The sequence below is a fragment of the Herbaspirillum sp. FG34 genome (assembly GCF_057809315.1).
Window position 1 is genome coordinate 26,130 of sequence record NZ_JBMDJS010000017.1, and the last position, 13,328, is coordinate 39,457.

A 13,328-nucleotide genomic window follows, 5' to 3' on the forward strand; every position below is an offset into this window, starting at 1 on the left:
CTCGCAGCGGCCCGTACGCCGCACAGCGTCAGCAAATTGTTACCAGATCCTACCGGAGGCCAGATCGTCGTCTTTCGGCGATAGCGATGGCTCTTGTGATTTGGTAACATTTTGCTTTTCAGCAAGACGCATTTTGCGGGATATTTTTGCCATCCTGTCTGTCCATCCTTTGCGGATGAGCTGGTGAGCGACTCGCCTTTCCGGTCGCCCAGACTCGTCTTCATCCGTTCCTGCGTCATTTCCCGGTCGCCGCGTTTTTTGCATTTCCGTTCATCATAATCATGAAAATCACCCCCCAGCCCCGGCGCCAGGCCGCTTCCTTCACTTTTGGCGCGATGCTGCGTCAAGCGACGCTCCTGTGTGCCGCCACCCTGGCCGTGGCGCCTGCCGCCCACGCCGAAGGCAACCAGGACAGCCTCTGGCAACAAACCAAGGACCACGCCGCCAACATCTGGGACCAGGGCGATGGCGCCATCTACCTGTCCGGCGTGGCCCATCATGGCCGCAGCACCTATACCCGCGAGAAGCTCAATGAGCTCAACGAGCACGCCTGGGGCCTGGGCTATGGCAAGACCCTGCGCAACGAGCAGGGCAATGATGAATCCCTGTACGGCTTCGTCCTCAAGGATTCGCACCGTCATCCGCAATACATGGCCGGCTACGCCTATGAATGGGTGTTTCCGATCGCCAAGACCGGGCTGGAACTGGGCCTGGGCGGTACCGCCATGCTGATGAGCCGCCAGGATTACTTCCACAGCGTGCCCTTCCCGGTGCCGCTGCCGCTGGCTTCCATCGGCACCCGCAAGGGCAAGATCATGTTCGCCTACGTGCCGCGCCTGTCGGCCAACAAGAACAACGGCGACGTGCTGCTGATCTTCGGCCGCATCGAAATGTAAATCCAGCATGCGCCACCTGCGCGCCGGACAGCCTCATCGCAGCCCCGGCGCGCACTTCGTCACCAAGCATCACGGCATCCTGTCCATTGAGGCAGGTGTTGCCAACAATCATCGACCTTCAGTCAACAACTCGCGGCAATTCACGGTTCTCTGCCCGAAATCCCCTCCTGTTCAGCGCTTTCAAAGCCTTACGCCATCGGCAAAGAAGCCTATAATCCTGCTCAAAGCTTCAGTCCGTAGCAATTCCTTGAGCGTCATGACTAATCTCGCAAAAATCCTGTCTCCAGAAAACGTGGTTCTGGATCTGGAAGTCTCCAGCAAAAAAAGAGCTTTCGAACAAGCCGGCCTGACCTTCGAAAACAACAGCGGCATCGCCCGCTCCACCGTTTCCGAAAACCTGTTCGCACGAGAGCGTCTCGGTTCGACCGGACTGGGTCATGGCGTGGCCGTGCCGCACGGTCGCATCAAGGGCCTGAAGGCACCGCTGGCGTTGTTCATGCGCCTGGCCGCGCCGATTCCCTTCGAGTCGCCCGATGGCCAACCGGTCAAGCTGCTGGTGTTCCTGCTCATTCCTGACAATGTGACGCAGCAACATCTGGAAATCCTCTCGGAAATCGCCGAGATGTTTTCCGATGATGCCTTCCGCAACGAACTGACCATCGAGTCCGATCCCGCCGTGGTGCATGCCCGCATCGTGACCTGGCAGACTTCGATGGAAAAAGCCGGCTGAGGTCGACGCAGCCCCGCTGCATCCCCCCGGCGGCCTTGCCGCATCCCACCCTGTCTGCAGATCCGGATCTCCATGCCCAACTATTCCGCGTTGTCGATTCAGCAGTTATACGAAGAAAACCGAGAGTCCCTGCAACTGGGCTGGTTTGCTGGTTTCCCCGGCGGCGAACGGCTGATCTCGGGCGATGCCGTCTCGGCCTCGGACCAGGTCGGCCACCTCAACCTGATCCACCCGGGTCGCCTGCAAGTCTTCGGCCATCAGGAAATCGAGTACTACAACCGTCTGTCCAACACCTCGCGCGCCTACCAGACGGCCGAGCTGGTGGCCGGCGAACCGCCTGCCTTCATCATCGCGCAGGGCCTGTCGACCCCGCCCGATATCCTGGCGGTATGCGACGAAAAGAGCATCCCGCTGTTTTCCACGCCGCTGCCCGCGGCACAGGTGATCGACTACCTGCGCGTGTATCTGTCCAAGAAACTGGCGCAGCAGATCACCATGCACGGCGTGTTCATGGATGTGCTCGGTGTGGGCGTGCTCATCACCGGGGAATCCGGCCTGGGCAAGAGCGAACTGGGGCTGGAACTGATTTCACGCAGCCATGGCCTGGTGGCCGATGATGCGGTGGAGTTCGCCCGCATCGCCCCCAACATGATCGAGGGTCGTTGTCCGCCGTTGCTGGCCAATCTGCTGGAAGTGCGCGGTCTGGGCCTCCTGGACATCAAGGCCATCTTTGGCGAGACCGCCGTGCGTCGCAAGATGCGCCTGAAGTTGATCGTGCACCTGGTCCGCCGCAGCACGCTGGAAGAAAACTACGAACGCCTGCCGCTGGATGCGCAATACGAAGAAGTGCTGGGCCTGCCCATCCGCAAGGTGGTCATTCCGGTTGCGGCCGGCCGCAACATCGCGGTGCTACTGGAAGCTGCCGTGCGCAATACCATCCTGCAACTGCGCGGCATCGATACCTTGAAGGAATTCATCGAACGCCAGCGCCGCGCCATGAACGGCGAATAAGCCGCCCCCCGGAAATGCCCGCCCGACGGGCATTTCCCGCCAACCGAGAAAAATTGTCCGGCGCGTTTGTCATCTTCCTGTCGCCACGCATGCACGGACGATGCGTTATGATGGGCGCCATGCGAATCGTTCTTATCACCGGCATTTCCGGCTCCGGCAAATCGGTAGCACTGCACGTGCTGGAAGACGCCGGCTATTTCTGTGTCGACAACCTGCCGCCCTCGCTGCTGTGCGACCTGGTGCGCACCCGCATCCGGGAAGGCGCCAGCATGCTGGCCGTGGCCACCGATGCGCGCAGTGCCGACTCCCTGGCCACCCTGCGCACTGACATCGAGCAGTTGCGCGCCGATGGTCACGATGTCAAGGTGGTCTTCCTGACAGCCTCCGACGAAACCCTCATCACCCGCTTCTCCGAGACCCGCCGCAGCCATCCGCTGTCGCATCGCCTGGTGCCGGGCCGCAATCCGGCCGATCGCCTGACTCTGACCGAGTGCATCGCGGTGGAAAAGGAAATGCTGGGCGACCTGCAAAACATCGGCCTGGTGATGGATACCTCGCAGCTCAGTTCCAACAAGCTGCGCCGCTGGATCAAGGAACTGGTGGATCTGGAACGCTCGCCGCTGACGCTGTTGATCGAATCCTTCGCCTTCAAGCACGGCCTGCCGCTGGATGCCGACCTGGTCTTCGACGTGCGCATGCTGCCCAACCCGCACTACGACGCCGAGCTGCGCCCGCTGACCGGGCGCGATGCACCGGTGATCGACTTCCTGGCCGCCGACCCGGAGGTGGCCGACATGTTCAACGACATCCGCGGCTTCGTCGAAAAGTGGCTGCCCTCCTTCAAGAATGACAACCGCAGCTATCTCACGGTCGCCATCGGCTGTACCGGTGGCCAGCATCGCTCGGTCTATCTGGCCGAACAACTGGCCAGTCACTTCCGCGCCACTGAACAGGTGGTGTGCAGGCATCGGCAACTGAACTGACAGGAGCGAGCTGCTGAACTGTCAGCAGCTCGACACTGAAGTGTCAGGTAGCGGGAGCACGACTGTCAGGTGAACTGTTCAGGTAGTGGCCAGGAGATCATCCGACCGCAAGACCCCCAGCAAGAGTTTCTTGACCGGCGCCGGCAAGGGCGCACCGGCCAGCTTGCGCGCCGGGTACCACACCAGGCCGCGCTCGGCGATGCCATGGCTACGGTGCTTCAGAGCCACCTGGAAGGGTGCGACATGCAGCTTGAAGTGCGTGAAGACGTGCGAGAACGGTTGCAGCTTGCGGCAGCCGTCCAGTTCACCGTAGGGCGCCACCAGCGTGCGCACGGCGGTGTCGAAGTGTTCGGCATTGCCCACGCCGATTTCCGGCAGGGACAGCAGTCCGCCCCAGATACCGCTGTCGGGGCGCTGCTCCAGCAACACGTCTTCTCCCTGGGTGATGACCAGCATCACCGTTTCCTTTTCCGGCACGGCCTTCTTCGGTTTGCTCACCGGCAGTTCGCTCACGCGGTCCTCGGCCAGCGCCACGCAGCGTGTGGCCAGCGGGCAGCGCGGGCAGGCCGGCTTGCCGCGCACGCACAGGGTCGCGCCCAGGTCCATCAGACCCTGGGTGTAGGACTCGATATGCTCATCTGGCAGCAGTGCCACGGCACGCAGCCAGAGCTGGTCTTCGATGGGCTTGGCACCGGGATAGCCATCGATGCCGAACACCCGCGCAAAGACGCGCTTGACGTTGCCATCGAGGATGGCCGCGCGCCGACCATAGGAAAAGGCAGCGATGGCCGCCGCCGTCGAGCGACCGATGCCGGGCAGGTCGGCCAGCAGGTCGGGATCGTCGGGAAAGCGTCCACCGTATTCGGCCACCACGCGCTGCGCACACTTGTGCAAGTTGCGCGCGCGGGTGTAGTAGCCCAGGCCGCTCCAGAGCGCCATCACGTCTTCGGACGGTGCGGCAGCCAGTGTGAAGACATCCGGGCAGCGTTCCAGGAACCGCTGGTAATAGGCAATGACGGCAGCCACCTGGGTCTGCTGCAACATGATCTCGGAGAGCCACACGCGATAGGCATCGCGCGTGTTCTGCCAAGGCAGCTTGTGACGGCCATGCTGCTTCTGCCAGGCGATGACTGCCGCCGAAAAGGAGGGGTCTTCATATTCTGCGGCGGCGGATTGGCCGGCAGCCGCCTGCTTGCGGCGCGCTTGGACGAGTCCCTTCATTTCTGGCAACTCACGCAATAAAAGGTGGAGCGCTGGCCCTGCTTGATCTGGCGGATCGGCGCAGCGCAGATGCGGCAGGGTTCGCCGGTACGGTTGTAGACGAAATAATTCTGCTGGAAGTAGCCCGACTGCCCGTTGACCGCGATGAAGTCGCGCAGCGTGCTGCCGCCCTGCTCGATGGCCGCCGCCAGCGTCTCGCGGATGGCCTCGGCCAGACGTTCGTAGCGCACCAGGCTGATCTTGCCGGCAGGCGTCTTGGGATGGATGCGCGCCTTGAAGAGACTTTCGGAAGCGTAGATATTGCCCACGCCGACCACGATGTCGCCGGCCAGCAGCACCTGCTTGATGGGGGCGCTGCGTCCGCGCGTCTGATTGAACAGTGCGCGGGCGCTGAACTGCTCTTCCAGCGGCTCCACACCCAGGCCGCGTAGCAGCAGGTGCTCCTCGATGTCGCCCTCGGCCAGGTCGTGCCAGAGGATGGCGCCGAAGCGGCGCGGATCGGTCATGCGCATGACCTGGCCGCCGACTTCGAGATCGAAGTGGTCATGCTTTTGCGGTGCGATGCCCGGCGGCAGGATGCGCAGATGGCCGGACATGCCCAGATGCACGATGAGCGTGCCATGGTCGAAATGGATCAGCAGATACTTGCCGCGCCGGCCGGTGCTGCGGATCACGCGCCCGGCCAGGAGGGCATGCAGTCCCGCAGGGAAGGGCCAGCGCAGGCCGGTATGGCGCAGCACGACGCCGCTGACGGTCCGCCCCTCCAGATGGGGGGCGACCCCGCGGCGGGTGACTTCGACTTCTGGTAATTCAGGCATGGGCTTGCGGATCGCGGTGATCCCGAGGACGAGCAGGAAGCTGCATATGATAATGCACTTGTCGAAATCAAGACCTGAAGCCTCCTGTGCAATCTGCGTGCAAGCTGTGTGCAGAAGCTTGTCAAAGATGGATTACACTGCGCTATCGGCGCGGTCAGCAACGCCACGGTTGTTGCGCGTAAAATCGAACCTCTTCGAATCGTCAGGATGACATCTTGAAAAAAACCATCGCCCTCCTCACCAGTTCCCTGCTGCTGACTGCCTGTTCAAGCTTCCAGCAGCCCGGCGACAAGGAGACCCCCCAGGCGGCCCAGGACCAGAAGACGGCTTCGGCCAAGGCTGCCCATCGCAAGAAGGCGGCCAAGGCCAAGGTCCAGCCGCAGGAAGACGCGCTGCCCGCCGTAGCGCTGAGCGAGGACATCCTCTACAAAGTGCTGACCGCCGAGATCGCCTTCCAGCGCGGTCAGTGGCAATCGGCCTACGTGACCATGCTGGCGGCCGCCCAGCAGACGCGCGACCCGCGCCTGGCCAAGCGCGCCGCCGAAATGGCCGTGGCCGCGCGCCAGCCCAGCGAAGCCCTGGTGGCCGTGCGCCTGTGGACCGAACTGGCCCCGCATTCGGATGAAGCCCTGCAAAATTACCTGGGGCTGATCATGCTCTCGGACAGCATCGACGAGATCGAGCCGCTGCTGAACCAGCGCCTGGCCGACGCCGCCCCGCAGGCGCGCGGCCCGATGCTGCTGCAGATCCAGCGCCTGCTGTCCCGCGCCAAGGACAAACAGGCCGGTTACACCATCCTGCAAAACATCAGCAAGCCCTACGGCGATCTGATGGAAACCCACCTGGCCCTGGCCCAGGGCGCCTTCAGCATGGGCGATGGCAGCACCGCCCAGCGCGAAGCCGCTGCCGCCATGAAGATCAAGCCCGATTCGGAACTGGCCGTGCTCACCGCCGCCCAGGTCGCCTCCAACAACAAGGATGCGACCAGGCTGGTGACGGACTTCCTGCGCAAGTATCCCGATGCCCGCGAAGTGCGGGTCGCCTATGCGCGCAGCCTGGTCGAGCAGAAGGACTACAAGAAGGCCCGCAGCCAGTTCGAGACCCTGTTGAAGGAAGACAGCGAAGACGCCACCACCCTGTTCGCCCTGGGTGTGCTCTCGGCCCAGACCGATCAGTTGAAGGATGCCGAATACTATCTGCAGCGCTACCTGCAAGTACTCTCGGCCCAGCCCGAGGAAGACCGCGACCCCAGCCAGGCGCTGCTGCTGCTCTCGCGCATCGCCGAGGAGCGGCGTGACCTGGATTCGGCCCTGCGCTATCTGGACCAGGCCGAACCGGGAACCGATGGCTATGTCAACATCCAGGTGCGACGCGCCCAGTTGCTGGCCCGCAAGAACGACATCGAAGGCGCCCGCAAGGCGCTGGAAGATGCCCAGGCCGAATCGACCAACGACGGCGAGCAATTGCAGCTGATGCTGGCCGAGTCCAGCCTCTTGCGCGATGCCAACCGCAACCAGGAAGCGGCCGACGTGCTCAAGGCCGGCCTGCAGCGCTTCCCCAACAATACCGACCTGCTCTATGACTATTCCATGGTCCTGGAAAAGCTGGGCCAGTACGACGAGATGGAAAAGCAGCTGCGCCGCGTCATGCAGCTGGCACCGGGCAACCAGCATGCCTACAATGCCCTGGGCTACTCGCTGGCCGATCGCAACATCCGTCTGCCCGAAGCGCTGGAGCTGATCCAGAAGGCCGCCGACCTGGCACCGGACGATGCCTTCATCGCCGACAGCCTGGGCTGGGTGCTGTTCCGCCTGGGCCGCATGCAGGAGGCCGAGACCCAGATGCGCCACGCCTATGCCTTGCGGGCGGATGTGGAGATCGGCGTGCACCTGGGTGAAGTCCTGTGGACCAATGGCAAGCAGGACGAAGCACGCAAGATTTGGCGCGAAGTCAGCCTCAAGGAACCTGGCAATGAAGTCCTGAAAAGCACGCTGGCGCGTCTGAATGTGAAGTTATGAGCAAAACACGCGCTTTCCAGAGGGGGGCTGCCCTCTGTCTGGTCGCTCTGCTGGGCGGTTGCGCCACGGTATCCCGGGATGCGGTCTCCCCTGGCGCGACCGCACCGGCCTACCAGAGCAGCATCGAGATCGATGGCCGTATCTCGGTACAGTACGAACAGGATGAGCGTCCGCAATCCCTGCATGGCAGCTTCTTCTGGAAGCAGACCCCGCGGGAGCTGAACTTGGAGATGTTCTCGCCGCTGGGCCAGACGGTGGCCACCATCAACGTCAAGCCCGGCATCGCCACGCTGGTGCAGTCGGGCCGAGCACCGCAGGTGGCCGCCGATGTGGATGCGCTGGCCGCGCAATCGCTGGGCTGGCCGCTGCCGGTCTCCGGCATGCGCCAGTGGCTGCAGGGCAGCGGCATCGATGCCAACGGCAAGCCCTTCGTGGCCAGGGCGGGCGAGAACGACGCCAGCTTCACCACCCGTGATGGCTGGCGCGTCACCTATGCCAACTGGGAAAGCGATGCCGCCAGCGGCCAGACGCGGCCCAAGCGCATCGACCTGACCCGTAATACCACGCAGGCCGGCAAGGTGGCGATCCGCATCGCCATCGACGGCTGGAAGAAACCCTGAGAGCCCTGAGCCCCAGCCCTTCATCCAGCCCGCTCCTCAACTGAAGAATCCGTACCAAGCATGACCACCACCCTCACCGCCTGCCCGGCGCCGGCCAAGCTCAACCTGTTCCTGCACGTGACCGGTCGTCGTGCGGACGGCTATCACCTGCTGCAATCGGCCTTCCAGCTCATCGACCGTTGCGACACGCTCGACTTCAGTCTGCGTGAGGATGGGCAGATCCGCCGTACCAATGAGGTCGCCGGCGTGCCCGAGCAATCCGACCTGGTCATCCGCGCCGCGCACCTGCTGCGCCAGGCCAGCGGCCAGCCGCACCTGGGCGCCGACATCACGGTGCACAAGCTGCTGCCCATGGGCGGCGGTGTCGGTGGCGGTTCTTCCGATGCGGCCACGACGCTGCTGGTCTTGAATCATCTATGGAAATGCGGCTACAATCGCGCCTCGCTGATGGAGATGGGCTTGAAGCTGGGTGCCGATGTTCCCTTCTTCCTGTTCGGTCGCAATGCTTTCGCCGAAGGTGTGGGCGAAGAATTGTCGGCACTGCGTACGGCAGAGTGCTGGTATGTGGTGATCGAGCCGGGCGTATCTGTTCCAACTTCGATAATTTTTTCTTCAAAGTTGTTGACAAGGGATACGCAACCCGTCAGAATAACGGACTTTCCTGATGCGACGAAACAAGTTGCTTCCAGCTTCGGGAAGAACGATCTGGAAATGGTGGCAAGTGCACATTTCCCCGAAGTGGCAGCGGCAGTCGAGTGGCTGGGCAAATTCGGGAGTGCAAGGATGACCGGATCTGGCGCCTGTGTGTTTTGTGCATTCGAACACGAACATGAGGCAGACGAAGTGCTCAAGCAGTTGCCTTCGCGCTGGATCGGCTGGAAAGCCAAAGCGATGCAGGAACATCCTCTCGCCCATTTAGTGCAGTCGTGATAAAGAATTGAAATTGAGAATTGGTTTGACGAAGACGCAGCGCCTGATGATGAGCGCGCCGGCACGGCAAACAGCAAGTTGCGTAGGGGAATCGCCAAGCTGGTTAAGGCACCGGATTTTGATTCCGGCATTCCAAGGTTCGAATCCTTGTTCCCCTGCCATTTAATTCGGACAGGCCTTTCATTGAGGCCCGGGTCCAGTCAGAAAAATAAGCCGTCAATGTGAGACCGAACAAGTCAAGCATTGTCGGCTTTTCGACTTTTTAACGATTGCATTCAGGGATACCCACATGGCACTTGAGAACCTGATGGTTTTTACGGGCAACGCCAACCCCGAACTGGCGCGCGGCGTCGCTGAGAAACTCGGTATCCCGCTGGGCAAGGCCAACGTTTCCAAGTTCTCCGACGGCGAAGTCATGGTCGAGATCAATGAAAACGTTCGCGGCAAGGACGTCTTCGTGCTGCAGTCCACCTGCGCACCGACCAATGACAACCTGATGGAAATCATGATCATGGTCGACGCCTTGAAGCGCGCATCGGCCGGTCGCATCACTGCCGCCATCCCCTACTTCGGCTATGCCCGCCAGGACCGCCGCCCGCGTTCGGCGCGGGTTGCCATCTCGGCCAAGGTCGTGGCCAACATGCTGCAGGAAGCCGGCGTCGAGCGCGTCCTGATCATGGATCTGCACGCAGACCAGATCCAGGGCTTCTTCGATATCCCGGTGGACAACATCTACGCCTCGCCGATCCTGCTGGGTGACCTGGTCAACAAGAACTACGACGACCTGCTGGTCGTTTCGCCCGACGTGGGCGGCGTGGTGCGCGCCCGTGCGCTGGCCAAGCGTCTGAACTGCGACCTGGCCATCATCGACAAGCGTCGTCCCAAGGCCAACGTCTCCGAAGTGATGAACATCATCGGTGAAGTCGAAGGCCGCAACTGCGTCATCATGGATGACATGGTCGATACCGCCGGCACCCTGACCAAGGCTGCTGAAGTGTTGAAGGAACGCGGTGCCAAGAAGGTCGTGGCTTACTGTACACACCCGGTGCTGTCGGGTCCGGCGATCGAGCGCATTGCCAATTCGCCGCTGGATGAACTGGTCGTTACCGACACCATTCCGCTCTCGCCTGCTGCACGCGGCTGCCCGAAGGTGCGTCAGCTGACCTGCGCCGACCTGCTGGCCGAGACCTTCAAGCGCATCACCAAGGGTGACTCGGTGATGTCGCTGTTTGCTGAATAAGATTTTGCATTCGCCTCGCTGCGTTTTTTCGTAGCGAGGTTTTTTCGTATTCCCTGGTCGCGGGGAATATTCATCTCACGGGGCAACCGTCCATGGAATGATTCCACGACGAGCTCCGCCAACATTGGAGTTATCAAATGAAAGTCATCGCCTTTCCGCGTAATGAACAGGGCACCGGAGCGAGCCGCCGCCTGCGTCGCGCGGGTCAAACCCCGGGTATCGTCTACGGTGGCACCGCTGCCCCGACCAACATCGCTGTTGACCACAACGCGCTGTACCACGCCCTGAAGAAGGAAACCTTCCACTCGTCCATCCTGGACCTGGAAATCGACGGCAAGGTCGAGCAAGTGCTGCTGCGTGACTTCCAAGTCCACGCGTTCAAGCAACTGGTCCTGCACGTTGACTTCCAACGCGTGGATGCTTCCCAGAAGCTGCACACCAAGGTGCCCCTGCACTTCGTGAACGCTGAAATCTCGCCGGCCGTCAAGCTGCACGCCGGCATCATCAGCCACGTCGCGGCCGAACTGGACGTGACCTGCCTGCCGAAGAACCTGCCTGAGTTCATCGAAGTCGACCTGGCCAAGCTGGACGTCGGTCAATCGATCCACCTGGCTGACCTGAAGCTGCCCAACGGCGTGACCGCCGTGACCCAGGAAAACCTGACCATCGCCACCGCCACCGTGCCGGCTGGTCAAGTGGCCGCTGAAGGTGAAGCTGCTGCAGGCGGCGCTGAAGAAGCCAAGTAATTCGCTTTTTCCGCTGCAAGAAAAAACCCGCCAATTTGCGTTGGCGGGTTTTTTTCGTCTGGCGTGATGGCGACAGGCATCGTCGCATCCAATCAGCGGCCCTTCAGGGTCAGCCAGGCCTTGCGCAGACGCAGCACCGCCACCGGCTTGCCCAGCATCTTGAGGCTGACCTGCGGCGCGCTATCGGACTTGAGCCTGACGCTGAACTCCATGAGTTCATCACGACGGAAGGCGTGGACACGTACGGTGTCGTTCAGGCGATAACGGGCCAGCAAACCGTCAGGTCCCGAGGCCGGTACGCGCAGGCCATCGATGGCCACCAGCTTGTCGCCCGCCGACAGTCCGGCCTGCATCGCCGGCCCGCCTTCATACACGGCGGCCAGCTTGGCATCGCCCCCTTCCTTGCCGATACGCGCACCGAGCCATGGTCTGGCATCGGCCGGCAGGCTGGCTTCATAGGCCACGCCGAAGGCAGGCAGCAGATCCTCCAGCGGCACGTCCTCGGTGCCATGGATGTGGCGGTCATGGAAGCGCTTCAGATCGGCACCGCTCAACTCCTCCATCAGGGCCAGAATCTCATCTTCCGGAACACCCTGCGCCTTGCCGTTGTAGAAGTCGCGCCCATAACGCGCCCACAGGCCGCGCATCACATCATCCAGCGAGCGTCGCCCACGGGTCTGGCTACGAATGCTCAGGTCCAGCCCCAATGCCACCAGCGAACCCTTGGTGTAGTAGCTGACGACGGAATTGCTGGCATTCTCATCCTGGCGGTAATACTTCACCCAGGCATCGAAACTGGACTCGGCCACGCTCTGCTTCTTGCGCCCGGTCCCGCGCAACACGCCGGTGACGGTCTTGCCGAGCAGCTTGAGGTAATTGTCGATATCGATGACACCGGTGCGCACCAGGAACAGATCGTCGTAATAACTGGTGAAACCCTCGAAGAGCCACAGCAGCGAAGTATAGTTTTCCTGGCGCAGGTCGTAGGGAGCGAACACTGCGGGCTTGATGCGCTTGACGTTCCAGGTGTGGAAATACTCATGGCTGCACAGGCCGAGGTAAGTGCGGTAGCCATCGGTCTGCTCCGGCTTGCCCTTGACCGGCAGGTCGGCGCGCGAGCAGATCAGTGCGGTCGATGCACGGTGCTCAAGACCGCCGTAGCCATCGCCCACGGCCAGCGTCATGAAGACGTAGCGATCCATGGGCGCACGCTTGCTGCGCGGCTCGAAGAAGGCGATCTGGGCCTCGCAGATCTTCTTGAGGTCGTCGCACAGGCGAGCCATGTCGAGATTGGGGACGCGGCCCGTGATGACCACATCATGTGGCACGCCATGGGCCTGGAAGGTGGCCAATGCGAAGTCACCGATTTCTACCGGATGATCGATCAGTGCATCGTAGTTCGGTGCGACGTAAGTCCCGAAACCATAGCGCTTGGCCTTGAGTTCCGGCATGGCCGTGGCCACGCGCCAGCGCTTGAAGTCCTCCCCTTCCGGACGGACGATATCGACCACCTGCTCACCATCCTCGAAACCATGCGCGGCCAGAAAGACGCTGGTGCCATTGAAGAAGCCATGCGTACGGTCCAGGTGGGCCGTGCGCACCGACAAGTCCCAGGCATACACCTGATAGTGCAGCGTGAGCGCGCCCTTGCAGGGGGCGGCTTGCCAGGTGTGCTTGTCCAGCTTCTTCACTGCCACCTTGCGGCCATTGGATTGACCACGCAGTTGCACAATGTTCTTGCCGAACTCGCGGATCATGTAGCTGCCCGGAATCCAGGCCGGCAGCGAGAACAGCTGCCCGTCGGCGGCCGGCGCATCGACCGTGATGCTGACGTCGTAAAGGTGGGAAGCTGGATCGAGGGACGTGATGCTATAACGGATCGGAGTTGCCATTGCGATGTGCGTAGGAGTGGTGCCGACGTGCGGCGATGGGCCATTTTACACGCGCCGCCGCACCGCATGGGACGCTGGCCGGGGGACGAAAAAAAACCCGGACCGACTTGCGTCGTTCCGGGTCCAGAGTCACACAAACTTTCCGCACTACTTTTTAAACCATATAAACCATATAAATCATATAAAACATATAAATCATATGAAACATCCGGCGCGCATCGCC

The 13,328-nt window shown here is 61.9% G+C and carries 12 protein-coding genes and 1 tRNA gene; 10 read left to right on the forward strand and 3 right to left on the reverse strand.

All coding sequences use genetic code 11. The features are described 5' to 3' along the window. Positions 1 to 281: 281 nt before the first annotated feature. The 4 genes from ACODSZ_RS18810 (at position 282) to rapZ (ending at position 3,620) form a co-directional block, all read left to right on the forward strand. Positions 282 to 896, forward strand: coding sequence for a hypothetical protein (locus ACODSZ_RS18810; protein ID WP_175344376.1), 615 nt, complete (start codon positions 282 to 284; stop codon positions 894 to 896). A gap of 256 nt (positions 897 to 1,152) precedes the next feature. Continuing rightward, on the forward strand, positions 1,153 to 1,626 hold the full coding sequence (locus tag ACODSZ_RS18815) for a PTS sugar transporter subunit IIA (protein ID WP_008332033.1): 474 nt from the start codon (positions 1,153 to 1,155) through the stop codon (positions 1,624 to 1,626). 72 nt (positions 1,627 to 1,698) lie between these two features. Beyond that, entirely contained in the window at positions 1,699 to 2,637 is a 939-nt protein-coding gene (gene hprK / locus ACODSZ_RS18820; protein ID WP_008332035.1) for an HPr(Ser) kinase/phosphatase, read from the forward strand. A gap of 119 nt (positions 2,638 to 2,756) precedes the next feature. Next, positions 2,757 to 3,620, forward strand: a complete 864-nt coding sequence (gene rapZ / locus ACODSZ_RS18825; RefSeq protein WP_488928260.1) for an RNase adapter RapZ — start codon at positions 2,757 to 2,759, stop codon at positions 3,618 to 3,620. Between the two features lie 78 nt (positions 3,621 to 3,698). Here rapZ and mutY read toward each other — a convergent pair whose 3' ends face one another. Beyond that, entirely contained in the window at positions 3,699 to 4,841 is a 1,143-nt protein-coding gene (gene mutY / locus ACODSZ_RS18830; protein ID WP_488928261.1) for an A/G-specific adenine glycosylase, read from the reverse strand. Beyond that, positions 4,838 to 5,659 carry a bifunctional DNA-formamidopyrimidine glycosylase/DNA-(apurinic or apyrimidinic site) lyase gene (mutM, locus tag ACODSZ_RS18835; RefSeq protein WP_175344378.1) on the reverse strand — a complete coding sequence of 274 codons (822 nt, stop codon included), beginning with the start codon at positions 5,657 to 5,659 and terminating at the stop codon, positions 4,838 to 4,840. The genes mutY and mutM overlap by 4 nt, the downstream gene beginning before the upstream one ends. A gap of 215 nt (positions 5,660 to 5,874) precedes the next feature. Here mutM and ACODSZ_RS18840 point away from each other — a divergent pair, with 215 nt between their 5' ends. The 6 genes from ACODSZ_RS18840 (at position 5,875) to ACODSZ_RS18865 (ending at position 11,213) form a co-directional block, all read left to right on the forward strand. Next, on the forward strand, positions 5,875 to 7,677 hold the full coding sequence (locus ACODSZ_RS18840; protein WP_488928262.1) for a tetratricopeptide repeat protein: 1,803 nt from the start codon (positions 5,875 to 5,877) through the stop codon (positions 7,675 to 7,677). Then, positions 7,674 to 8,297, forward strand: a complete 624-nt coding sequence (gene lolB / locus ACODSZ_RS18845) for a lipoprotein insertase outer membrane protein LolB (RefSeq protein ID WP_488928263.1) — start codon at positions 7,674 to 7,676, stop codon at positions 8,295 to 8,297. Before ACODSZ_RS18840 ends, lolB begins: the two co-directional genes overlap by 4 nt. A gap of 60 nt (positions 8,298 to 8,357) precedes the next feature. Further along, positions 8,358 to 9,227: a 4-(cytidine 5'-diphospho)-2-C-methyl-D-erythritol kinase gene (gene ispE / locus ACODSZ_RS18850; RefSeq protein WP_488928264.1), complete on the forward strand. Its 870-nt coding sequence runs from the start codon at positions 8,358 to 8,360 to the stop codon at positions 9,225 to 9,227. An 84-nt stretch (positions 9,228 to 9,311) separates the two neighbouring features. Next, a tRNA-Gln gene (locus tag ACODSZ_RS18855) sits at positions 9,312 to 9,388 on the forward strand. 128 nt (positions 9,389 to 9,516) lie between these two features. Beyond that, a complete protein-coding gene (locus ACODSZ_RS18860; protein ID WP_175344381.1) occupies positions 9,517 to 10,467 on the forward strand; it encodes a ribose-phosphate pyrophosphokinase in 951 nt (316 codons plus the stop codon). A 137-nt stretch (positions 10,468 to 10,604) separates the two neighbouring features. Then, a complete protein-coding gene (locus tag ACODSZ_RS18865; RefSeq protein WP_488928265.1) occupies positions 10,605 to 11,213 on the forward strand; it encodes a 50S ribosomal protein L25/general stress protein Ctc in 609 nt (202 codons plus the stop codon). Positions 11,214 to 11,305: 92 nt separating this feature from the next. Here ACODSZ_RS18865 and ACODSZ_RS18870 read toward each other — a convergent pair whose 3' ends face one another. Further along, positions 11,306 to 13,105 carry a M61 family metallopeptidase gene (locus ACODSZ_RS18870; protein WP_488928266.1) on the reverse strand — a complete coding sequence of 600 codons (1,800 nt, stop codon included), beginning with the start codon at positions 13,103 to 13,105 and terminating at the stop codon, positions 11,306 to 11,308. Positions 13,106 to 13,328: the final 223 nt, after the last annotated feature.